The organism is Microcoleus sp. bin48.metabat.b7b8b9.023 (genome assembly GCF_013299185.1).
In the GTDB taxonomy this organism is placed as follows: domain Bacteria; phylum Cyanobacteriota; class Cyanobacteriia; order Cyanobacteriales; family Microcoleaceae; genus Microcoleus.
Window position 1 is genome coordinate 60,021 of record NZ_JAAFKG010000035.1, and the last position, 23,105, is coordinate 83,125.

Here is a 23,105-nt window from a genome sequence, read left to right on the forward strand (position 1 = left end):
GCAACTAAATCTAAAATCTAAAATCTAAAATAGACTGACAGTGTTTGTACCTAAGTGTTTGCTGTTAAGGATTTAGAATTGCAATAAAATTTAAAATTAGGATAAACCCACCGAAATCTATGTTGCGGGTTAGCGCTCGCATGACCGCGATTGCAAGGTTTACAGCCCTAATTTTTATAATTTTTGGTGTGTATTTTTAGAGAGCGATCGCCCGTTTACCGATCGGCTCGACAGCATTTATAAAGATCTTGTAAAGGCTTCATAAAGAGTTGGTCAAAATTCACAGAAAGTGAGAAAAAAAACACGAACTATCACATAATGAAATTATTAATATCTTGCAACAACAAGGAATCAGGTCATGAATACCAAACTCTTATCTGCCGTAACAGCTACCGCAGCCGCCACCGCTTTATTAGGGGCAGGATCTCCAGCCCAAGCCTTCTCCTTTGGTACCAACGGTATCACCTTCGCCAACAATACAGATGTCATGTTTAACTTCAAAGAGTCTCACGGTGGCTACACTTCCTCTTTGGGAATTTACAGCGTGAAGGACTCGGTGACATCTCTAGTTAGCACGCTGTTTTCGGAAACTAAATCCTCTGACAATGGCGGCGAGAACGAATGGAAAGGATCTCTGGGCAATACAGTCTTGGGTTCGGGAACAGCAGTATTCACATTCCTAGCAAATCAAGTTTACACTTTGGGACTCAACAGCGGCGATGGCGGCACTGTCTACTCGACCTCGACCTTGAACGCTGGCACCCAACAAGCCGTGTTTGGCGGATCCTCCTTGTGGACAGCGCTCAGCAGAGAAACAACCAACACTTTCCAAGCTGCCGGAAGCTATACAAATGGAACAGCTTCTCTGTCTAACGGAGGCACCCTGATCTCCTTTGACGATCGCGGTAACGCTAACGACACAGACTTCCAAGACTTCACCGTCAGCGCAGAAGCAGTTCCCGAACCGATTACAATGACTGGTTTGGCTCTTGGTTTGGGTGGCTTGGTTGCAGCCCGCCGCCGCCGCGCTAGCAAGACAGTTTGATAATTTTTTGAAACGGAACGATCTGTTCAATTACGTTTGACAAAAAAAATAGGATGTGCAGGCGCGCTGGGAAATCGGCTCGCCTTTTGCTTGATTTAAGAAGTTAGTTGTCAGTTGACAGTTGACAGTTGACAGTTGACAGTTGTCATACCAATTTCATAAAGTAGTACTACAGTTAATAGAAGTCAGTTTTATAATTGAGTACCCAAATAGAGGTCAGAAAAATGTCAGGAGTTTTCAAGCTCGATATTACGGAGACGGCAGCATAACTCAAAACTCTTCTGTGCCAAGAGAAAGATGCTGTACGGCATCAAAAACTGCAAGTTCTTTATTGGCTTAAAACCAAGACAGCAGACAGTGTGTTGTCTGCTGCTGTGCGCGTCGGTAAACATCGTACCACCATACAAAGATGGTTGTCTAGCTACCGTTCAGGAGGAATAGAAGAACTATTATGCCAGAAACCTCGTTCGGGACGACCCAGAATAATGACTCCAGAAACAGTAAAAAAATTATCGGAGGAATTGAGCCAAAATGAAGGATTCAGTAGCTACAAAGAAGCACATCAATGGTTGACACTATGCTGTGATGTAGAGGTAGCATATCGAACAGTACATCAATGGGTAAGATATCGTCTTAAAGGAAAGTTACGCATTTCCACGTCCGGTTAGCGAAAAGCAGAAACCAGGTGCAGTAGAAGAGTTTAAAAAAAAAACTGCCATCCTCAATAAAAGCCAGTCTAAGTCAGAGTGAGAGCTTTTTAAAACAATGGAAAAAAGTGCGATATTGGAGTCAAGATGAAAGTCGGATGGGGTTGCATACGATGAGCGAGAAGAAAGTTAACAGGTAAAGGAATAAAGCCCCAAGGAAAAGTGCAGTGGGACTTTACTTATTTGTGGCTGTATGGCGCCGTAGAACCGCTAACTGGATGCAGTTTTTTTTATGAGTTTACGCATTTAGATACAGTGTGTTTTCAGAAATTCTTAGAACTATTTGCTAGTGAGTACCCCGAGGATTTACATATAGTTCAACTAGATAATGGAGGATTCCATAACTCTTTAAATCTCAGCATACCAGAAAATGTTATTTTACTGTTTCAGCCCGCATACAGTCCGGAAGTAAACCCAATAGAAAGACTGTGGGGATATGTCAAAGAACAATTGAAATGGTTGAGATTCGATTGCATAGAAGAGTTGAGAGAAGCGGTGCAAAAAGAATTAACAAAGTTGACCTCCCAAGTGATTACTTCTTTGACGGGGTGGGAATTTATTTTAGATGCTCTATCTGTAGCAGGACTTTAGGAAATTGGTATCAGTAGTTATTAGTTATTAGTCATTCGTCATTAGTTATTAGTTATTAGTTAGGGCTTGCTGAATAAAAGTAGAAAGCTTACCAGATAAGGCAATACGGTTTACTTAAGGGTTGGGAGGCTTTAAAATATTGAAAACACGAGGATTCATTTTTATTCCAGTACCTCTGTGTTTAACTTTTTTGGATTTAAATTTTGAAACTGGTTTTTTGACAACTCTTGGGTTGTTTCTCTCAACTCTTTGTGGCAAAGTCGCATCAAGAATCTCCAAGTTCAACCAAGTTAAAAAAATGGGATTTCTTGTGCTTCTAAACGCTGAAATTTGGAACACGACGAATAACTCGTAATGTACCGGTGAAAGAAATACTTAATGGCGAAATTTCTGCACTCTGCGCTGTTTGACAAATGAATGATCGCACAGCTTTTCGGTCCTAATAATAGACCATAATTTTCTTGTACTACTTCTCTTGGTCTTTGAGAGCGAATATGAGTTTTTCGTTCTAGAAGATGTACTTTGAATTCATCAATTGTATTTTCGACTTCCCAACGTTGATGATATTCGGCAGCCAATAACTTTGCCGGAAATTTTTTAGGCCTAATAAACTTGTGATTAAACGATATTTAATTTCTGCTGTTGGGTCATTTAAGTTCTCAATTGTGTACTCAATTACTCTGATTTGGATTGGTTTAAATCCTTTTTTTCTGAATTTGCCTGGGGGATTAATAAAACTTAAGTAAGAGCCATCTTCTAGTTGTGTTTCATTGAGGAATTTAACATTTGATGGAATTCTTCCTAAATAGCCACAACCCTTGCTGAGCGTGGCTGACACCATTGCATACGAATGTAAACCTCTATCCCACATTAACAACATTTCTTTAGTAACTGACCGCAATAATCTTAACGCTCTGACTCTTTCTCCCATCTTATATGGGCATATCAAAGCATCAAATATTAAATGTGTTCCTGCTTCTACTAAAATAACTAATCTAGCTTGAGGAAAGGCAGCTCTTGTACCTGGACGGCTGCCTTTCCCGACCAAAAACTCTGGCATTTTCATCACTGTCTGGGAGGTCTAGACAGGTTCCATCTATTGCTACAACTCTTAATCCATTTAGAAAAGCTCCCACTGTTTCAGTTGTCGCCATTGGTCGTACCAACTGATGAAATAGCTGGCTCATTACAACACATCCTAATCTTTTTCTGGCTTTAGTAATAGCTGCTTTACAGGGAATTTTCCAATATTTACCTGTTTTCAACCAGAGTTCATTAAGTCCATCGATCAGATTTTTTAGTACATCGCGCATTGAGTCTTTTGACCATAAGCTCATTGCTACGATCAAACATACTACCAGTTGTGATGGTAGAGCACGATGCCGTTTTTCTCTTGATTTTGTTTTTAGGATAGCCTTTTCTATTTCTGTTGATGGAATCGCTATCTCTATTGCTTTGAATATCTCGCTACTTTTGAGTTTGGGAGATTCTAATAATAATTTTTTGTACGGCATTATACTTGATTTACTTTTTTGTACCTCATACCTAGTATACTACTTGTTCGACCTTAAGTAAACCGTATTGAGTTAAATCCTGGTAAAACCCGACGTGAAATTTTAGACTGGTATCATTTAATGGAAAATTTATATAAAGTGGGAGGGTCATTAAAATCTTTAGCCAAAGCCAAGGAATTTTTGTGGGCCGGAAGGGTAGAACCTACCCTAAATTTATTTAAAAATTGTCGCATAAAAACCGCCAAAAACTTTTGTAAGTATCTAGAAAAGCATCGCTCTCCAATGGTTAATTATGAGCAATTATCATCAGACAAGATCTGTTCCATTGGCTCGGGAGCGGTGGAATCGGCTGTCAAACAAATAGATAGAAGGTTGAAAATCTCCGGAGCTCAATGGTTGAAAAAAAATGTCATAACAAGATGCTAAAACTTCGTTGTGCTGGACTACACGATCTCTTGGCTATTTGAGGCTTTTTCAAAACCGGGATGCTCCCAATAGATGAATAGATGTTTGCTTGACGGGGCATTTTAACTGTTAGTTTAACATACCAAGTAAGGAAGAACCTAATATTATAAAGAGCGCTGAAGCGCAACTACGTACCTAATTTGTCTGACGACAATAAAACCGCCCTGCTTATTAAGGGGGGGTTAGGGGGATCAGATTCGGGAGCAGCCTGATAAAAAATTGATATAACAACTAACAACTGACTACAAATCAAACCACAGGAACAACCACTCGAAAACCCACAATACTAGCCTTACAATCAGGCTGATATCTGAGGCGGCACGCGCTGCGACAATTCGGAGGATGATCGTTCCAAGAACCCCCCCGCAACAACCTCAGCGAAAAGTCGCCGCCCGACTCCCAAACACTGCCATCAACAGGCGCACCGTTGTAATTATTGTGCCAAGCATCCGCGCACCATTCCCACACATTTCCGTGCAAATCATACAATCCGAAAGCATTGGGTTTAAAACTACCAACATCTGTAGTTTGAAAGCGATAAACTCCCTTCGGCGCGTCAGCGTAATTAGAATTTCCGTTGTAATTTGCTAACTCGCTAGTAATCGTTTCCCCAAAGTGAAACGGCCCCGAAGTTTCCCCCCGACAAGCATATTCCCATTGGGCCTCGCTAGGCAAGCGATAATGCTTACCAGTTTTGCGAGAAAGTCTAGCACAAAACTCCATCGCTTCATACCAAGATATATTTTCTATCGGTCGATTTACACCTTTAAAACGGGCAGCATCGGGATTGAGATATATTTTTATTTCCGGTAGCGCTGCAACCGCTGCCCACTGTGCCTGAGTGACTGGAAATTTGCCAATACAAAAAGGTGCTAACGTTACTGAGTGCTGCGGTTTTTCGTCGCTGTCACCCCGATCTTTTGGGGTACCCATCAGAAAAGTACCGCCAGGAACAGATACCATTTCCATGATTGTATTGCGACCGAGATGTTCTTCAAAAAAATGTGTTTTGCCACTTTTAACATCAGTTTTCTGCCCGCGATTGTCTACTGTCACCACCTGAAATTCAAAACTGCTTTTGACAGCAGAAATCTTTGGTGTTCCCTGGTTGTGAGGCGGATTTGTGTGAGATTTTACCCTTGAATTCACAGAGATATTGCTATTGACTTGCGGGCTGTGATTGAGCGGGGTATTGATAGCAAGTTTTCCTCCCTCGGTTAGATAAGCATTGAGGGGAGGTAGGGCTGCCTTGGTCTGAGAAGAATTTAAAGCAAGTTGTCCCGCCTTGACAAAATGGGGTTGCGGAGGTAAAGAATAGAGATTTAAAGCTTTAATAACTTCATCAGCAGATTGATATCTATTTTTGAGATAATCTTGAATTAATTTATCTAAAATTGTTGTCAACTCGCTGCTGATTTTTGTACCTGCGGGCAACCTTTCTCTCCAAATCCAGCCGCCATTTATCGGATCGTAAAGGTCATCGGAACCGTCAGCTTTTGGCAAACATTGAGTTAGCAGCCTCAGGCAAGTTATCCCCAAACTGTACAAATCGCTTCCGGGGAAAACTTGACCTCGCATTTGTTCCACCGGCGAATATCCGGGGGTTCCTACCGTCGTACCTACTTGGCTCATCAGCGAGCCAGTCACTTGTTTTGAAACGCCGAAATCAATTAAAACTAACTCTCGCCGTGCTCCCCTGCGAAAAGCGGAATTGCTAAAATTTGCCGCATTTAGAGATGGATTGGGGGAGGTGCGGCGGCGGATGATATTCTCAAGTTTGATGTCTCGGTGAATGACATTGCGATCGTGCACAAATTTCAGAATCGGCAAAATATCTGCCAGCAACTGCCAGATTTTTTCTTCACTAAAAACTCCCTGCTGAGTTAATTCAGCCAGTAAGTTTTGCCCCTCAATCAATTCTTGTACTAAATAAAGTCGCTTGTCTTGTTCAAAATAAGCAATTAATCGAGGAATTTGGGGATGTTCGCCGAGTTCGTAAAGTCGTTTCGCTTCTTGCTTAAACAGTTCTGTAGCCTTTTCAAGTGCTGATGTTCCCTGAACTTGGGGCATAAACTGCTTGATGACGCAGGGATCGTCCATGCGATCGATATCTACCGCTTCATAAGTTCTGCCAAATCCCCCCTCCCCCAACAGTCGAATCACGCGGTAGCGGTTCCTGAATAGAGGCGTGAGGTCGGCCTGGCCGCAACTTTGACAAAATTTAGATTTGTCGGGATTGAAAGGATTAGAGCACCTTGGATTCGAGCAGTAGAACATATCCTTGGGGAAGAAATGATCCGGTTTAAGGTTATGATATACCTTTTATGTGTTTCTGCCTCGTCATATCAATTAATTTTCGCAACCCACTCACTGGTGGTATTCATCGTCGCATTGCCCGATCGACTGATCTAAATCCCTGTATTTCTCAAAAACAGTGTTTAGCCGATCGACTTCCGCAGCATCAAGTATCAAATTAAACACTCTATAATTATCTGCCATAATTAGTCGCGCCACAGGTAATTATGCCTCCCGGTGCGCCTTGGTTGTTGGCACATATAGCGGATCTAGCTCTCATATTCGCGGACGTTGTTCGGATGCGAGCCCTCTTTGTCTGGGAGGTTATGTAAGCTGTCTGTCATACCTCATCTTTTTGAGAAAGGCTATAAGTCAATGCTGACAGCAAACAAACCTCGCAAAATTTCCTTGTATGGCAAGGACTATGTGATGTGGAAAGATGCTTGCTGCCGAAAGCATCCATGCCTTGCCCAACGCCTGTCCGCACATGGGAGCAATGCTGTCGGAAGGTTAGTTAATGCAATAGTCCGGACAGTTTTCAATGACCAACGGTAGAATGGGGGTTCTGGGTTCCAGGCTCTGTGAAATATTAACGGTAGAATGAGGCTTTGGGTCGCTGCTCAAAAAACTGTCCGGAGTATTGTTAATGCAGTTTAGATGTTTGACAGCTTACATATGATGTTCGTATTCAAATTTTAACTTGACAAATGTAAAATTTATTTATACTATTATACAAGTATTTCAATACCGTAAAAGCGGCTAAATCGAGTCGCACTGACCCAACTACCGAACTTTTGGTTTTTGCGGCCAGATTGACACGGGGAAAATTTTTCGACTAAAGTTAAACTTCCGCTAGGATTAAATTCCATGCTAATGCGCCGAGCGAACGCCCGCAAAATATTAAATTGGTTCTATAGTTATGGCTTTGGGAAAGTGCAGAAAAAGAAACAACCCCAAGGTTTTGGGTGATTTTACATTGGGTTTCACGCAACAGTTTATCCGAGACTGGTTGCAAGTCGGTTTGAGTAAAAGAGTTGTGCGAGTTTTACGAATATTGAAGGTATTTCGCTAGATCCAGGTGCTAAGCAGCTTCGACGGAACAATTCCAAGATTACTTGAAACTTACAGCCAGAGTTTAGGTATTAGAAATGAAATTAGGTTCTCAATTATCTAGCATTTCAAAGCAGTCGGATCGCTCGTCAGATACAAGCACAAATTTTTGGCAACAATGGAACCAGCACCGAGATTATCTTTACCGTTGCTGTTTGAAGTGGATGGACGGAAACGCGACTAATGCCGAAGAGGTACTCAGTCGAGCGATGCTCAAAGCCTTCGAGAAAAGTCAAGATTCTACTTGTGTCATCACTAACTTTAAAGCTTGGTTGACCCGACTGACTTATAACCTCTGTATGGATATACATCGAGAAAATAAGAGGTTGGGCGATAGGGTTGAGAGTTTGGAAGTAATAATTGAAAAAGGGGAGGAGGGACTGGTTTCTCTCTCCCATAGTCCTGAAACTGTCGCTTTACGCCGCGAATTAGCAATGATAATCCAACGCGCTATTGAGGATTTGCCCCCCAAACTGAGCGAACCTTTTATCCTACACTTCATTGCGGAAAAATCCTATCTTGAAATAGTACAAAAGCTAGGTTTATCCTACGAAAACCTTTGCAAACGTATTTCACAAGCGCGAAAAATTCTGCAAAAGCGTTTGACAAGATATTTGTCAGGGTTGGACAATTCTCTGTTAAATTCCTCCGAGTCACCGGACAAAAAGGGCTCTCCCGGGGTGGAAAGTTTTCACTCCGATGAAATAATCGCGATTTACCAAAAAATAGCTCCATTCCCCCAACAAAAGGGGCGCTTTGATTGTTCTCTTAATTATCAAGTAAGCGCAATATGTCTGGAAACAATTTTTCCTGCTTGGTACCAGTCACCCACTCCTCTGGGGTGGAGTTGAATGTTCACCTAATCTTAGAAGAAAAGGTAACGAGACAAGAGCAGAAGCTGAACGCATTAAGTCAGTATGTGGAGCAGTATCCCTATGGCTGGAAGAAACGCTTGGAATTAGCTAATCTCTTGTCAGTAATGGGTAACTGGGAGCGGGCGGTTGAGGAGTATCGCCAAGTCATTGAGCGGCAACCTCAATTAATAGATGTGTGGTTGAAATTGGGGAAACTCTTGCAGCTAATGGGGAGGGAAGCTGAGGCAATCGCAGTTTATCAGAGTGCCTTACCATTATGCGACAATGAAGGGATAGAACAATATATCAACGGCGCGATCGCAATTTGTCGAGGTGACAGTAAAAAAGCCATCACTGCGTTGGAAACTGCGGCTAACCTACAACCAGATAACGCAGCTAACTGGCTGGTTTTGGGACAATTGCAGATGGGGAGAGAGAATCCTGTTGGGGCTTTATCAGCCTTTGACATGATTTTGTCACTCAACCCAGATGATATTGTCGCCTTAATTCATAGCTATGATGCGCTAAGGGCGGTGGGGAATCTTCAGGAAGCACAGCGACGGTTGCATAAATTAATCGTCTTAGCTACCGATGATTTCCGGGTACTTCAACGACAGTTGAATGAGCGTTGCGCGATGAGATTGGTATCTGGGAAGGAGGGGAAGGAGACTAAAAAGATGATTACCTCTGCTCTGCGACAGTATCCTCATGGGGCTGAGGCTCACAAATCTCTGGCATATTATCACATTTTCCGAGGTGATTGGAAGGAAGGTGTGGAGGTGTTAGCAGAGTTTACCGCACAACACCCGAATCATCCTCATGGTTGGTATTACTATGGGCGCTGCTTGTTTGAGACGGGGGAATATCAGAGGGCGGCGGAAATGATGCTAAAAGCTTATCATCTGTATCCCGATGAGTGTGAAATTTATCGGGCTTTGTGTGAGATTTTGCCTGTTGCGAAAATGACCTCTCTCCCCCCAACTTTCCTTTTAAAAAAGGGGGGCGGCGGAACTCTCAAAACAGGAGAGGGGGATAACATAACCCTTGCTTCCATAGTGGAAGAAATGCTTGAGCGTTTCCCTCAACGCTGGAGTGTTTGGGCGATCGCGGGGCGGGTGTTGGTGGAATGCTTTAAAGAGGTTGAAAGGGGGTGTCTGGTTTCGGAAAAAGGGACGCAACTACAGCCTCAGTTAGCTGATGCTTGGTTTTGTCATGGAAGGGTGTTGGCTTTGGCTCTTAAACATCGGGAAGCGGTGGAGGCGTTGGAGAAAGGATGGGAGTTTTTACCAGCAGGAAGTTATCTGCAATCATTACCTGCTGCGGTTTGGCTGGGGGAGAGTTACCGAGTGCTGGGGGATGTTGGGGCGAGTTTGCGATCGTGGGAAGCCGCTTGTAAGGGATGTCAGGAATTGAGGGCATTCAACCCGGCTGCGGCTGATTACTGGTTAGGGAGAGCCTTGGCAGGGTTAGGGGATAAGTTGGGAGCGATACAGGCTTATGAAAGTGCTTTGAGTCAGCAGTTGTTATATCCGGCTCGTGGGGAAGTTGAGAAGATTTTGCAACGACTGAAAGCTAAGGTGCGAAAGGCTTCTGTGGGTTGATGGGGAATTTTGGGATAGAAAAATTGCCCGTAACTCGAAAAATTCACAAATTGGGGTGGGGAAACGTCTAGTTAATAGGTAAACCCAACGAGTTCCCCCTTTGGAATTCAATTACAACTCACTTACCGATACACTTAGGAAGGATAATCATGAAAAGAATTCTTTCAAAAATCTTACTGATCTGTGCAGTTTGCATCAGTCTAGTAGCAGGAAACGCGCAAACAGCCAACGCGGAACCACCGATCAAGTTCTATTTTTGTACTGCAAACACCGAACACACTCTAATAGCAAATGCAGGAGATGTGTGCGTTTTCAGTCCGTCGGAAAGTGTGACCAAAGTCACATTTACTTTCACCAACCAAGACTTATACCGAACCGCCAAGTTAGATATACAGTCCCCAGCACATTTCGCTTGTAAACAAGGGACTGCGACTATAGAATACGGAACTCCAATCAACGTCGATTGCAGTAGGACCAGTGGACAACCGGCGAGCATAACGGTGCAATTCGACACCTTAAATCTAGCGGCATCAGCAAAGGTAAAAATGAATAACTATAAGTCTCCTCCCCCAACCCCAACTAAATAACAGACTAGCCAAAAGTATGAAGAAGCCTTCATATTAAGGGACTTCCAGAAAATAAAACAAAATATTCCGCATGATAATGATCATTATCATGCGGATAGGATACCTAGGGCGTGTTTTCAAACTTATCGTTATCCTATTCAATCCTAGAAGATTCCCCTAAATCCCCCTTATTAAGCAGGGCTGTTTCAATTTCCTATGAAACGAATTGCTCTATGCGTTAGTGAAAGTGCGATCGCCATCTTGTTGGTTGGGTTTTGTAGCACCACCTTACACGTAGGTGAGTGATCGCTGTGTGGAAGCCTAAAGGGAGCGATCATCCTAAGGACACCAGCCTGCGGCTGATCGCGTATCAATTGGGTGTTAGGGTTTTTTGGGGAGAAAAATTGCCTGTAATATCATGTCCGGGTAATTAGTTAGGATATAAAATTTGCAGAGTTTTTATATTCCAAAATCTCAGCGTCATTTTTATCGTAAGTGTTCAAGCGGACATGATATAACTCGAAAAATTCCGAAATTGGGGTTGGGAAACGTCTTTAAAGTGTAATTACCTAAGTCTTGGAACACCAAGGAAAAAACCATGAAACGAATTGCTCTAATTGTACTGGCAACAGTATTAGCTTTTACTACCAGCCTTTTTGGGTTTGTTAATACCGCCCATGCCAACACTGGACAACCTGCTGCTATTAATCCTAGCGTAGTTCAACTATTAGCACAACCAGCACCTACCAGAGCCACAATTGTGGTGAATAGCATTAAAGATGCAGTGAATGACCCTAGCGTTACCACCTTGCGAGATGCGATCAATAAAGCCAACGCTGACTCTGAAAAAGACTTGATTGAGTTTGACCGTTCTTTATTCTCCACACCACAGATTATTACCTTGCAGTTAGGAGAGCTGGATATTATTCATAGTTTAGATATCATTGCTCCACAAGATACACTGACGGGTAGGCCTTTGGTAACGGTGAGTGGAAATAATGCGTCGCGGGTTTTTAAGATTCAGTCGGGAGCAGCGGTGACGCTTGCTGGATTGATTGTAGAGTCCGGTCGTGTCACAAGCAAAAACGGAGGGGGAATCGAGAACTTGGGTAAACTTACCTTAGATAGCAGTATTGTTCGCAATAATTCTGCATTGAATAGTTCTGGATCGCTTCATAATACTGAGGGAGGTGGTATTGATAGCACTGGTGACTTAACGGTAAATAACAGTAGCATTACAGGTAATTCAGCACACTCTGGCTCTGGTATTTATAGCCATGGCAACTTAATGGTAAACAACAGTACCATCAGCGATAATTCAGGAACTTGGTTTGGTGGCGGTATTTATCATACAACTGGCACCCTTACGGTAAACAACAGTACCATTAGCGATAATTCGGGAATTGGCTTTGGCGGCGGCATCTATAATGACAGAGGCACCATGAGGGTAGACAAAAGTACGATCAGTAGTAATTCGGCTAACTCTTCTGGTGGCGGCGGCGGCATCTATAATGACGGAGGCAACATCATAGTAAATAACAGTACCATTAGCCGTAATTTAGCTGGCGCTGATGGTGGCGGCATCTTTAATAACAGCAATAGCACCATTACAGTAATTAACAGTACCATTAGCCGTAATTCGGCTGGCACTTTTGGTGGCGGCATCAATAACTTGGGCACCAATACAGTAATTAACAGTACGATCAGCGATAATTCGGGTGGGTTTAGCGGCGGCATCACAAACTTGGGCACCAGCACAGTAATCTACAGTACCATTAGCAATAATTCGAGTAAATTTAGCTCCAGCGTGATTCATAATGGACCTAGCTCATTCACGGTGCGGAATACTATTATCAGTGGTGGTCAAACTCAATTTGGTCCGAGTACCGATGTATCAGGTTCATTTGCCAGTAACGGCTACAACCTGATTGGCAACAGCGGGGATAGTACCGGATTTGGCACTAAAGGAGACATCGTTGGTACAATTGACAACCCGATTGACCCCCTTCTGAGTTCATTGAGTGACAACGGTGGCCCCACCCAAACAATGCGTCTTCTCCCTAATAGCCCAGCTATTCGTGCTGGTGACCCAAAGAAACTGCCCACAGACCCCGAAACTGACCAACGAGGTAAACCTCGTCGTGCTGTCGATGGTAGTGCTGATATTGGGGCGTTCCAATTAACTCAATAGTGCGATCGCTTGATCTTGTAGGGTGCGTTAGCCAAAGCGTAACGCACCTTCTCAATTGTCGATGCGATGTCCACAATGCCATGAGCCAGAGAGCGATCGCTCATCAATTTTCATCCCTTAGTTGACCATTTGACGTTGGGAGCGATCGAGGCTTATGAAAGTGCTTTGAGCCAGCAGTTGTTGTATGCGACTCATGGGGAAGTCGAAAAGATTGTGCGGCAGCTCAAAGGTAAGGAGAGAAAGGGTTTGGTGGGTTGAGGGTGGATTTTGGGGGAGAAAATTTGCCTGTAACTCGAAAAATTCCCAAATTGGGGCTGGGAAACGTCTCAAGGATGTGGGAAGAAAAAATTACTGAAAACAAAGAAATCAATCGTATTAGGAGTGTTTCCAACGAAAAATGAAAAAACTACTCATCCTCACTTTAGTTATCCTAATAGCAATATTCCAATTTCCGGAAAATTCTAGTGCTGCTCGTCCCTCCTATCCATGGAACTCTGACCAACCCTATCCCATTTTATCTTATCAAACCCGACACCACATTATTCCTTTGGATGAGCTAGTAAAGTATGGAACTCAGACTTATACCACTCAGCCATTACTAACAGACTTTTTGTTGAGCTATGAGAACATAAAAAATGTAAATTTGGGAGAGTATAAAAGTATTCAAGAATTAATAAAAGCATATTTAGAGAAAAAGCCACCAGCGGTAGAGACGATGAATGGATTATTTGGATGGGTGCAAGGAAATTTAGTAGTAGGTCCGCAAAACCGAGCTTGGGACCCTGGAAATGCTTTTGATGATGTTGCGTTTCAATGTCGTCAAAATATTTACTATGACACACGGTATACAGACTTGAAAAACCGCTGGGAGAAACCAGCAACACCAGCGACCAAAAGAGATGTGTTCGAGCTACTCAGTACAACTAAGATGTCGGGCATAGAAACAGCAACTAAATGTCTTTGGTAAACGAGCTAAGAGACTTCCTGTGCGATCGCCTGATCTTGTAGGGTGCGTTACACTTCGTTAACGCACCATCCGTATCATTATCATTAAATTGGGTGGGTTATGCTGTTGCTAACCCACCCTAGGTTTTATGGCGATCGCGGATCGTGTAATGCGTAGGCGTAGCCCGTCGTAGACATCGCTTTTTGTTTGATATATTTATCGGGAGAGCGATCGCTTTGGGGATTTGAAAGTGCGATCGCTGTTAATTTACAGGAGTGCGATCGCCTTTTTTGTAGGGAGAAGGGCGATCGCAGGACGAGTCTTAGTCGAATGCTTTCAGGAGATTGAACGGGGATGCCAGGTTTCTGAACAGGGGACGCAACTACAGCGTCCCATCGGTCATTCGTTCCGGCGCAACATACGCGACCCCCACCAGCCCGCCGTCATCGTCGGTAATCCAGATGTCTTGGCTGTTGGTTTCGCCGTCGAAGTAGTCTGCCAGCATGAGGGCGAGTTCTTCGGTTTCCTGCGGCCCGAACAGTCCAGTGGCCTCAGCTAAGGCGATTAATGCAGTTGTGTCATCGGGCGCGCGCGATCGGACGAATCATAGCAAACTCCGTGGGATGGTAATTTTGAAATATTGGGTATTGCGATCGAGTTTTGGAAACTACAATACCTAGGCTTATTTCCCGACAGCCGTCAGAGCCTTGCGGAACTCGATCGCTGAAGTCTTGCAGCACCAAAGGTGGCATTGAACTTACGGCACCAAATTGCCGCCGAAGCAAAATCTTCTGAGTTGATGCTGGCAGGAATCACATAGCTTTGAGCACCGCTGTATGACTTGAGTGGCGCGATGAACACATAGTCCCCTTTCTTGATGGGATAGGCTGGGGGAACTGTCGAGCCAATGACATCGGGCGATTTGTGTAAAATCACGACCAAATCAGGACCAGACGTTGATGTTTGAAATGCTCGATCGAGTTCCAGAATGCGCTCATCCCCTTTCTGGACAATGCGGGCAGTGCCTTTGGTGGGGTGTTCGCCATCGACAAAAGTGCCAGAAGTTAGAACTTTTGTCGCTTTAGCCGTTGTGGGTGATGTCGCTGGCCCAGTTGGAGGGGAAGCTGCCACAGGCGTTGGCATTGTTTCAGAAGTACCGGATGACGCAATAGCAGTTCGATCGCCAGCGGTTTTGATGCAGCCGATCGCAATTGTTGACACAAAGGTAATACTAGCAAAGTTGAAATAGCGGCGTTTCATAAAAAGCTTCCTCCTTAAAACATTAAACTCCCCGGAAACCGATCGCAGTTTCCATAGCATCGCGAGGATTGAGGTTAACTAATTCTCGATTTATTTGAGCCTCATATAGGTTGCCAACAAAACCCAAGATAATCCCCACAAACAACAAACTTCCCCCTACATATTGAGCTAAAGTAGGAGCTTCCCCTAAAACTAAATATCCCATTATTATAGCTGCAATTGGGTTCAATAAACTGGCTAAATTCAGTTCCGTGGAAGTCGCATTTTTTAAACCCGCCAACCAACATAATTGACCCATGACGACAATAACCGCCGCATAAACTATCATCCATTGCCACAGAAAAGGAGATAACACTTCGGCAAAGTGGTTTGGCCCGTAAAGAAGATTAGCCAATAGGAAAAAAATCACCGTCCCCAGAATATTGCGATAAATCGTAAAAATTCCCAAGGGAATCGATTGTAATTGCAGTTTACCAACGACGGTAGCAATGGAACCAATGATCGCGGCGATCGCCACAAAAAATTCTCCGGTGCCAATTTGAAATCCAGCCATCGTCATCATCGGCCCTGAAGTACCTAAAAAAGCAGTCACTATCACCCCAGCCAAGGAAATCAGAGACCCTGCAATTGACCACGAATTGACCCGCGAACCCAACAACCAAACACCCAACACCAGGGTTAAAATTGGTTCGATACGCCCAATTAACACGATATTAGTAATATTTGTCTGTCCCAGGGCTTGAAAAATTAACGCTGGAGCGATCGCCCCCGATAAAATACCTGTAATGGTTAAACTAATCCAATCTTTACGAGTCAGAGCTTTTAGAGTCTGCGGTTGCCAATCTTGATGAAAAATTAGAGTCATTAACCCCAAAGCACAGATATTACCCACAAATAAAACATTGCACAGTGAGATGGGATTTCTGCCATCGATCGCATGATTTTGACCAATCTCAACTATTTTTTTAGTAACAGAATTAGAAGTTGCAAAAATCAAAACAGCTATGCCAAGATACATCGGGGCAGGAACTCTCATTAAAATTAGATGCACTTTGTTGGCAACTTTCATGCTCTTTATTGATGTTGATTTTATAACATGAATTCAGGCAATAATTCAAAAGTTTTAAACGAACCGCGAAGACGCGTTCGGCGAAGCCGTTCCCGTAGGGTAGAACGCGAAGAACCGAAAGACAAGAGAGTTTCACGACTCATTTAAACAGTATACAACTTTACATTAAATTAGTTTAAGGTGATGCCTTTTCATAGCCAATTTGGGGAGCAGAATAAATGGAGATAAACACAGCATCTTCACTATTGTCATTCACTGCCCCATGAATCTGATTTTTTTCTGCGATGGCAACTTCACCAGCATTCAAGCTTTGGCTTTGACCATTGCCTAAATAATACGTCAAAGTGCCCCGTAGCATCACCCAGGTATCTTGTCCATCCGGGTGACAATGAGCTTCTACAATTTGCCCAGGCTTGACTCCCCAAATAGCGATACTAGCATTTTTAGTCTTAATAATTTCAGTCACCATAGCAGATTCATCGGAGAAACGCACATCAGCTTCCAGGGGGAAAACTCTTGATTTCATCATTTTCAAATCACCGTTTTATTTGGGTTGAGGACAGGTTTTATTGGTAAAATCACATTGATAAATATAGTGTTCTTGCCAATGGAGGGGAATCTCTAGTAAATCCCTTGCACCAGTCATTCCCTGACCGATAAAAAGCAGTAGAGCAAAACAATTGAGAATGATATGAGCGGTGCGCCAGCGATTTTGTTTGTCCTGATAAATATCTTGGACGATCGCCACTGAAAAAATCATCAATAAAGCGGCTGTAATACCGTAGTAATAATGGGAAACAAACCATTCATTATCCCGACGAAAGATTTCTGGTTGAAATCCTAAAACAATCAATCCCATGCCTGTTAAAGTGGCAAAAATACCTCGCCATAGTTTAACTTTTGCCTTAAATAGTAGCGTGAAAGAAGCAATGCTTAACAGGAAAATGGCGATGACAAAAAAGACTCGAAAGGGTTCTTTGTTCAGGGTGTCGTTACTGAGCATTTTTGAAAAAATGGGATAGGCCATTCCCAGTAGGGCAACGCCTACAACTGAGCCGCTCAACCAACTACCGATCGCTACGTGCTCGGAACCTACTACTGGCGGAATTTTACTTTTTTCGCCACCGACAACTTGCAGGCGACGTTGGCGGGTGAGTAGGGCGCGATTCACTACAACTCCGATTAAGGGAAAAACCACAATAATGGCGATCGCCGGATGTAATAAAGCAAAAAAGTCTTGAAGTTCCATGTTAAATATCCATTCAATGATATATATCGGGAATTTTCCCTTACTACACTCAGCAAGGGAACAGGCAAATTACTTCACTTCAGCGGCGGGAAAACTCGCTACTCTCCCTTGTTTCACAGCGACAACGACATCATAGGTTGCACAGTAGGAAAAGGTAACATTGTTGGCTTTGTTGTAGAGATTGACCACCATACCTGCCCCACCGGGTTGTACTCCTAATGGTAATAAATCACCATAGAAAAATCGTCGCAATTGGTCGCCACTACCAACTTGTCCTTTACTTTTAGTAATAATATCGATCTTTTGCTGAACCGTCATTTCCGGGGCAGCGATTGCCGTATTTTGGAATTTTGGCAAAAAGCTATGTACAGCTACATCTCCGGCACTGATAGCGCTAGCAATAGCGAGGGTTGCCAACAGAGGACTGAGGGATTTGAGTTTTAACATTTTCGTTTTTTGGTGAGAATGGTTGATGCGAATATCATGATCTATTTCAATTTTTTTGAGAAGGAGGCATAATAGAATATGTTATATGCCATTTTGGAATAGGTACTGCATGGATCGAATTGCCTGTATGCAGACTTTCGTTCGGGCGATCGAAATGAAGAGTTTTTCTGCCGTAGCGCGGGAACAACAGACGACGCAACCGACAATTAGCAAGCAAATCGCCGCTCTGGAAAAATATCTAGGGGTACAATTAATCACTCGTTCAACTACCAATTTGAGTTTGACCGAGGAGGGGAAAAGATACTATCAATACTGTCAGCAAATTTTGGAAACCGTCGCCGAAGCGGAGGCCAGTTTAACAGGAAAAGAACGAGCAACAGGTATTTTGCGATTGGGCTGTCCCGTGCTGTTTGGGGAAATGCAGATTGTCCCCCGTTTAAAAGCCTTTATGAAACGCTATCCCGATGTCAAGATCGATCTGATGATGGCCGATAGTTTTGTGGATATTGTAGAGAATGGATTAGACCTGTTGATCCGCATTGGTAATCGTCCCGATAGTTCCCTGATTAGCCATCACATCGGCACGACTCGCCGCGTCACAGTAGCAACAAGAGGCTATTTTGAGCAAGCAGGAGAACCTCAAACACCGGATGATTTAGTGGATCGTGATTGTATTGTCTATACGCATCTGTCAACAGGCAATGAATGGCATTTTCAAGGAACAGATGGCACTATCAAGGTGCAAGTTGGGGGTTGTTTTCAAACTAATAGTTCTGTGGCGATTCGAGCGGCAGTGCTATCGGGTTTGGGGATTGCTGTCGCGCCAGTCTGGATGTTTGGTGATGAGATTTACCGGGGCGATCTCAAGGTGGTGTTGGAGGATTATCAGCCGACTCCGTTGCCAATTAATGGGGTATATCGTCGCAGCCGTTTTTATCCGGGAAAAATAACTTGTTTTATTGATTTTTTAGAGGCAGAATTTAAGCTCGATCCGTGGGTTTGAGATTGTGGGATTTGAGTATCAAAGACGAACCTCTAAAACCCCAAGATTTTCTAAGATGCGAACAATTTCTTGGGGCTGCACAAAAATCACGATCGGACTAGAAATTACTTATTTTTTGGTAACAATTGATTTAGCGCACCGCACAAGTATCCCTTAACGGTGTCCCTACTTGCAGTCACGCCACTGGGAAGAGTAAAAATCATCTCGACAGTTAATAGATTTCCGTCGGCTGATGCAAAAATATCGATCGGCAAAGCACGCTGAAATGCTGTTGCGGGATTTTCGGCTTTCATGACACCTGTGCTCACATCGGTGCTGATAGTTCTGATGCTCTCGCGCGCCAAAATGGGTCGCAATTGGGAAAATGCTTTCTCTACCGATAACCCCTCAACCTGAACGCGCGCCGAAAAGGCGGCACCATTGAGAAAGTCTCCCTTTTTTTGAAAGCTTTCCTCGCAGGTTGCGGCAACAGCGGGGGTGGCCAAACACATGAGAGCTAGAGTCAAGAAGAGCGATCGCATATTAGGTGAGTGACAAGAATGAAACAATCATCAATATAATGATGAGTCATCATACGACTGTTTGGCAAGTGATGCAAATATCTTCTACGCAACTACAATTTGCTGAGTACCAACAAACTCTGGATTGAAAGCTGGATTATCATCTTCCAACAGCATCTCGATTACTTCACACAGGTTCGCTTGTAGCTCGTCTAAAGTTTCTCCTTGAGAATGCGCTCCAGGGAAACCGGGAACATAGCCTACATACAAAGCAGTTTCATGGTCTTTTTCAACAACCGCAGTGAACGTTCTCATAAAATTTAAATTCAAACAGCTTGATTTTTCCGCAAAAGGCAATTGTTTTAAGTATAACCTATCTGCAAGTAACGCCAAGAACATCGGGAGAACTAGCAAATGCTCGATCGCATTTTAGATTGTCTTGAAGTTCTGCCAAAATCATTGAGGCGATCGAAGTATAAGGGCTAAGATTAGTTTCTGAAAATTCTATTCTAAACTCCACCTTCTAGTTCATCCAAATCATCTGCGGTTAATGGCGATCGAGCGCTATGGCGCACGTACAACACATAAACCGTAGTATCTCGAATCGCAAACAATACCCGGTAAATGTTTTTGGATTTCCCATAAAGTAACTGCCGAACTTCTTCAGGAAAAATATCACTTTCAACTGCTAAAGCACAGCGTCGAGGTTTTTCTTGGAGTGTTGCGATTTCATTCATCAAGCCTCGAAACCAGCGATCGGCAAAATCGGGATTCCGCTCTCGATACCAGCGATAGGCTTGCTCAATTTCATTAGAGGCGATCGGGGTAATTTCAACCTAAAATGTCATATTTCTGCTGCATTTCTTGGACAAAATTTTCGATAGGGCGAGTAAGTCCGGCGTTGAGTTCCTCGAAGCCTTGCTGAATACCTGCAATTGTTTCTAACCGATCGATTAATTCGCGCAGTTTAATTGGATCGATTTTGCTAGGATCGAGAAAGGTGACGAGAACTTGAGAGCGATCGCTAACATCTTGCGGTAGCGAGGCTAACTGAATCTGTCCGTTCTGATAAATGCCTTCGATGGTTTTTAGCATGAATTGTATTTCGGTTAGTATTCCCTTTTATTCTAGCAAGTATAGGAACAAAAAAATTAAGCTTAAAGACTCAAAGGGCGATCGTACCTAATTGAAGAGCGATCGACCCCGTAGTAATTTTTTGCGCTCCACTCAACTACTAACGCCTTTCTCATTCAAAGATTCAAGTCGTGACAGCCATTTATTAAAGTGAGAGCATTTGTTCCGAATTACGTGCAATCCAATTTGCTCAGCTAACAGCGGTCCAAAAATAGACTTCGCTTTTCCGTAATCAGGAAACTGCGCGATGATACGTTTGCTAGGTGCTGTTTGCTGCCCGTCGTTGATTAACTCCGGTGTCTGATATTGACTAGCGATAACTCGGAGAGCTTCAATCTCTTTTGTCCGTCCAGCATCAAGGTACTTAAAACACGTTGGGTCAGAAAAGAGGTATGCCTCATATTCATGTAACTGAAGGTAAGGAATTAATCGAGCATCACCAATATCTTCTGCAAAGCGTTTCTCTAAAAATTCAACCCGCTGTATCGGATCTTGACGTAGACTCTCAGACTCAGCTAATCCCGGAAAATCGGCATGAATAGCGTATAAATCAATCATAGTTGTGAAAAACACATCCGGGGCTTTTTCTTGTTTAAGAAAACGCATGATGTCATTCTTCATTGGCAGATAATTACGACCGCCACCTCTATGTACCTGACCCTTCTTTTTTGCATGAGCAATAAGTATGGGATTGTGCATAAACACGTCATATAGAGCTAACTGCGGTTGTATCAAAATGTCAGCGAATGTCTGCTCGGTTTGTCCTTCGGCAAACAGGTAAAGACGCGCCATTAATGCGGGCCTCCACCAATGATATTTTTCTCCCAAATTTCTCCCAGACTATACTCCTCAAGCCAAGCGTGTAATTCTGTGGGATTTAGCCTCTTAAATTGCGATTCCTTGCCCTCTCGGTTCACCGCAATTACATCGTCAGGATCGAAATTATCCAAGAAAGAACTAGATTGAGTGCTAACGAGAATTTGCGTATGGAGTGCAGCCTTACTAAACAAATCAGCCACAACATTTAGAGCGTAGGGGTGAAGCCCTAATTCCGGCTCATCAACGACAATGAGTTCTGGCAGTTCATCTTCTGGCTGTAAGAGCAGCGTCGCAAGACATATGGCACGCAAAGTACCATCTGAAAATTGATGGGGCCCAAATACCCGATCGGACTCCTTTTCTCGCCAGTTGAGAATGACGCGATTAGATACATCTGGTTCAAGAACAAAATCATCGAAAAAAGGTGCAATAAGACGGATTGTTCCGATAATACGCTGATAAGCGGCACCCCCATTCTCTTCACGAAACCTGAGAAGTAATGCAGCTAAATTTCCAGCATCGGGCATTAGCCATCGGCTGTCACCAACATAACAGGATTGCCGGACTCCTGCCGTAGAAGATGTGTCATGAAAATGGTATACACGGCAACGATTCAGCAAATATTCCAGCATTCGAGCCGTTTGCTTACCTTCCTTTGCTGCTTCTTTAATTCTGGTTTCCTGATGTCCTGCACCTAATTCATCAGTCCTTGGGGATGTCCTGCCTGTTTGCAGAAAACTCAAAGTCTCTTCGGCAAAAATCAGGGTATCACCAGCCGCATGAAACAGCCGAATATGATAGGAATCGACCCCATTTTCGACTTCAAATTCTAGTTTTGCTTCTATTTGGGGCGTTGTCTTAGGTCCAAAATATAGGAGGGATTGAGAACGACCCGATACAGCAATAAACTGTTGAAAGCGTCCAGCCATCATCTCGTTGAGCATCTTGAAAAACGAGATCATGTTGCTCTTGCCTGCTCCATTTGCTCCAATCAGGATATTTAGGGGATGCAGCTCAATATCTATTGCCTTAATAGACTTAAATCCATTGAGGGTTAATCTTTGTAGCCTATTCAAAAGTCAATCTCCTCGTATAACAATAAGACTAGAAACTCTCATCCAAAGAGGCGATCGGGGTAATTTCAACCTGAAATATCATATTTATGCTGCATTTCTTGGACAAAATTTTCGATAGGGCGAGTAAGTCCGGCGTTGAGTTCCTCGAAGCCTTGCTGAATACCTGCAATTGTTTCTAACCGATCGATTAATTCGCGCAGTTTAATTGGATCGATTTTGCTAGGATCGAGAAAGGTGACGAGAACTTGAGAGCGATCGCTAACATCTTGCGGTAGCGAGGCTAACTGAATCTGTCCGTTCTGATAAATGCCTTCGATGGTTTTTAGCATGAATTGTATTTCGGTTAGTATTCCCTTTTATTCTAGCAAATATAGAAGGAAGAATAATTAAGGGTAAAGACTAATGACAACTTATTCGCTTCGATCGCCCTTGACAAAGATCGCACTCTTGGCAGAACTATAGTGAGTTCACGGATCTCTATTGGTCTAGTAGCTTCATTAAATTGAGCTTCTCAAGATCTTGAGAAGTTAAAATTCGCTAGTGTCATGAATTATTCGCGGAGATGACAGGAGCGATGAAAAGCCGCTAAAACGAGAAGGTACCGCCATTTCCCGTAATTTGCCATGACGATTTTAGAGCGAGAAGCCCAGATTTTACGAGTCC

At 43.3% G+C, this 23,105-nt stretch carries 24 protein-coding genes and 3 pseudogenes; 11 read left to right on the forward strand and 16 right to left on the reverse strand.

Annotated features, from left to right (window positions below):
* The first annotated feature begins 358 nt into the window (after positions 1–358).
* From QZW82_RS19870 to QZW82_RS19875, 3 genes and pseudogenes are all read left to right on the forward strand, one after another.
* Positions 359–1,045 (forward strand): PEP-CTERM sorting domain-containing protein, encoded by a 687-nt coding sequence (locus QZW82_RS19870; RefSeq protein ID WP_293151603.1) that lies wholly within the window; start codon positions 359–361, stop codon positions 1,043–1,045.
* A 317-nt stretch (positions 1,046–1,362) separates the two neighbouring features.
* On the forward strand, positions 1,363–1,713 hold the full coding sequence (locus tag QZW82_RS32290) for a helix-turn-helix domain-containing protein (RefSeq protein ID WP_366665054.1): 351 nt from the start codon (positions 1,363–1,365) through the stop codon (positions 1,711–1,713).
* A 174-nt stretch (positions 1,714–1,887) separates the two neighbouring features.
* Positions 1,888–2,343, forward strand: a pseudogene (locus QZW82_RS19875) (IS630 family transposase); the annotation flags it as partial.
* 290 nt (positions 2,344–2,633) lie between these two features.
* On the opposite strand, the pseudogene QZW82_RS19880 reads toward QZW82_RS19875, so the two are convergent.
* Positions 2,634–3,857 (reverse strand): annotated as a pseudogene (locus QZW82_RS19880) (IS4 family transposase).
* A gap of 90 nt (positions 3,858–3,947) precedes the next feature.
* Here QZW82_RS19880 and QZW82_RS19885 point away from each other — a divergent pair.
* Positions 3,948–4,324 (forward strand): annotated as a pseudogene (locus QZW82_RS19885) (ISKra4 family transposase); the annotation flags it as partial.
* A gap of 247 nt (positions 4,325–4,571) precedes the next feature.
* On the opposite strand, the gene QZW82_RS19890 reads toward QZW82_RS19885, so the two are convergent.
* Together QZW82_RS19890 and QZW82_RS19895 are read right to left on the reverse strand one after the other, a co-directional pair.
* Positions 4,572–6,599 (reverse strand): bifunctional serine/threonine-protein kinase/formylglycine-generating enzyme family protein, encoded by a 2,028-nt coding sequence (locus QZW82_RS19890; protein WP_293151606.1) that lies wholly within the window; start codon positions 6,597–6,599, stop codon positions 4,572–4,574.
* Between the two features lie 90 nt (positions 6,600–6,689).
* Positions 6,690–6,821: a hypothetical protein gene (locus QZW82_RS19895; protein WP_293151609.1), complete on the reverse strand. Its 132-nt coding sequence runs from the start codon at positions 6,819–6,821 to the stop codon at positions 6,690–6,692.
* Between the two features lie 944 nt (positions 6,822–7,765).
* Here QZW82_RS19895 and QZW82_RS19900 point away from each other — a divergent pair.
* The 6 genes from QZW82_RS19900 (at position 7,766) to QZW82_RS19925 (ending at position 14,444) form a co-directional block, all read left to right on the forward strand.
* Positions 7,766–8,578, forward strand: a complete 813-nt coding sequence (locus tag QZW82_RS19900; protein ID WP_293151612.1) for a sigma-70 family RNA polymerase sigma factor — start codon at positions 7,766–7,768, stop codon at positions 8,576–8,578.
* Positions 8,518–10,182 (forward strand): tetratricopeptide repeat protein, encoded by a 1,665-nt coding sequence (locus tag QZW82_RS19905; RefSeq protein ID WP_293151615.1) that lies wholly within the window; start codon positions 8,518–8,520, stop codon positions 10,180–10,182. The genes QZW82_RS19900 and QZW82_RS19905 overlap by 61 nt, the downstream gene beginning before the upstream one ends.
* Before the next feature lie 1,164 nt (positions 10,183–11,346).
* Entirely contained in the window at positions 11,347–12,939 is a 1,593-nt protein-coding gene (locus QZW82_RS19910) for a right-handed parallel beta-helix repeat-containing protein (protein WP_293151618.1), read from the forward strand.
* A gap of 135 nt (positions 12,940–13,074) precedes the next feature.
* Positions 13,075–13,197, forward strand: coding sequence for a hypothetical protein (locus tag QZW82_RS19915; protein ID WP_293151621.1), 123 nt, complete (start codon positions 13,075–13,077; stop codon positions 13,195–13,197).
* Positions 13,198–13,336: 139 nt separating this feature from the next.
* Positions 13,337–13,906 carry a hypothetical protein gene (locus tag QZW82_RS19920; protein WP_293151624.1) on the forward strand — a complete coding sequence of 190 codons (570 nt, stop codon included), beginning with the start codon at positions 13,337–13,339 and terminating at the stop codon, positions 13,904–13,906.
* 229 nt (positions 13,907–14,135) lie between these two features.
* Positions 14,136–14,444: a hypothetical protein gene (locus QZW82_RS19925; protein ID WP_293151627.1), complete on the forward strand. Its 309-nt coding sequence runs from the start codon at positions 14,136–14,138 to the stop codon at positions 14,442–14,444.
* Between the two features lie 140 nt (positions 14,445–14,584).
* Here the strand turns inward: QZW82_RS19925 and QZW82_RS19930 are convergent, their stop codons facing one another.
* The 5 genes from QZW82_RS19930 to QZW82_RS19950 form a co-directional block, all read right to left on the reverse strand.
* Positions 14,585–15,145, reverse strand: a complete 561-nt coding sequence (locus QZW82_RS19930; RefSeq protein ID WP_293151630.1) for a DM13 domain-containing protein — start codon at positions 15,143–15,145, stop codon at positions 14,585–14,587.
* 22 nt (positions 15,146–15,167) lie between these two features.
* Positions 15,168–16,214: a DMT family transporter gene (locus tag QZW82_RS19935; RefSeq protein ID WP_293151633.1), complete on the reverse strand. Its 1,047-nt coding sequence runs from the start codon at positions 16,212–16,214 to the stop codon at positions 15,168–15,170.
* A 175-nt stretch (positions 16,215–16,389) separates the two neighbouring features.
* Complete coding sequence (locus tag QZW82_RS19940) at positions 16,390–16,743, reverse strand: cupin domain-containing protein (protein ID WP_293151636.1); 354 nt, start codon at positions 16,741–16,743, stop codon at positions 16,390–16,392.
* A gap of 15 nt (positions 16,744–16,758) precedes the next feature.
* On the reverse strand, positions 16,759–17,463 hold the full coding sequence (locus QZW82_RS19945; RefSeq protein ID WP_293151639.1) for a DUF4079 domain-containing protein: 705 nt from the start codon (positions 17,461–17,463) through the stop codon (positions 16,759–16,761).
* Positions 17,464–17,532: 69 nt separating this feature from the next.
* A complete protein-coding gene (locus QZW82_RS19950; protein ID WP_293151642.1) occupies positions 17,533–17,910 on the reverse strand; it encodes a hypothetical protein in 378 nt (125 codons plus the stop codon).
* 127 nt (positions 17,911–18,037) lie between these two features.
* Here QZW82_RS19950 and QZW82_RS19955 point away from each other — a divergent pair, with 127 nt between their 5' ends.
* Positions 18,038–18,913, forward strand: a complete 876-nt coding sequence (locus tag QZW82_RS19955) for a LysR family transcriptional regulator (RefSeq protein ID WP_293151645.1) — start codon at positions 18,038–18,040, stop codon at positions 18,911–18,913.
* Between the two features lie 104 nt (positions 18,914–19,017).
* Here QZW82_RS19955 and QZW82_RS19960 read toward each other — a convergent pair whose 3' ends face one another.
* The 8 genes from QZW82_RS19960 to QZW82_RS19995 form a co-directional block, all read right to left on the reverse strand.
* A complete protein-coding gene (locus QZW82_RS19960) occupies positions 19,018–19,419 on the reverse strand; it encodes a hypothetical protein (RefSeq protein WP_293151647.1) in 402 nt (133 codons plus the stop codon).
* Between the two features lie 99 nt (positions 19,420–19,518).
* Positions 19,519–19,728 carry a type II toxin-antitoxin system HicB family antitoxin gene (locus QZW82_RS19965; RefSeq protein WP_293151650.1) on the reverse strand — a complete coding sequence of 70 codons (210 nt, stop codon included), beginning with the start codon at positions 19,726–19,728 and terminating at the stop codon, positions 19,519–19,521.
* Positions 19,729–19,786: 58 nt separating this feature from the next.
* Entirely contained in the window at positions 19,787–19,933 is a 147-nt protein-coding gene (locus tag QZW82_RS19970) for a hypothetical protein (RefSeq protein WP_293151653.1), read from the reverse strand.
* A complete protein-coding gene (locus QZW82_RS19975) occupies positions 19,923–20,243 on the reverse strand; it encodes a type II toxin-antitoxin system RelE/ParE family toxin (RefSeq protein ID WP_366665055.1) in 321 nt (106 codons plus the stop codon). The genes QZW82_RS19970 and QZW82_RS19975 overlap by 11 nt, the downstream gene beginning before the upstream one ends.
* Position 20,244: 1 nt before the next feature.
* Entirely contained in the window at positions 20,245–20,508 is a 264-nt protein-coding gene (locus tag QZW82_RS19980) for a hypothetical protein (RefSeq protein ID WP_293151656.1), read from the reverse strand.
* A 132-nt stretch (positions 20,509–20,640) separates the two neighbouring features.
* The gene (locus QZW82_RS19985; RefSeq protein ID WP_293151659.1) at positions 20,641–21,339 is read right to left on the reverse strand and encodes a DUF4276 family protein; all 699 of its coding nucleotides are present in this window, start codon (positions 21,337–21,339) and stop codon (positions 20,641–20,643) included.
* Complete coding sequence (locus QZW82_RS19990) at positions 21,339–22,442, reverse strand: AAA family ATPase (RefSeq protein ID WP_293151661.1); 1,104 nt, start codon at positions 22,440–22,442, stop codon at positions 21,339–21,341. The genes QZW82_RS19985 and QZW82_RS19990 overlap by 1 nt, the downstream gene beginning before the upstream one ends.
* Before the next feature lie 65 nt (positions 22,443–22,507).
* Positions 22,508–22,771, reverse strand: coding sequence for a hypothetical protein (locus QZW82_RS19995; protein WP_293151663.1), 264 nt, complete (start codon positions 22,769–22,771; stop codon positions 22,508–22,510).
* Positions 22,772–23,105: the final 334 nt, after the last annotated feature.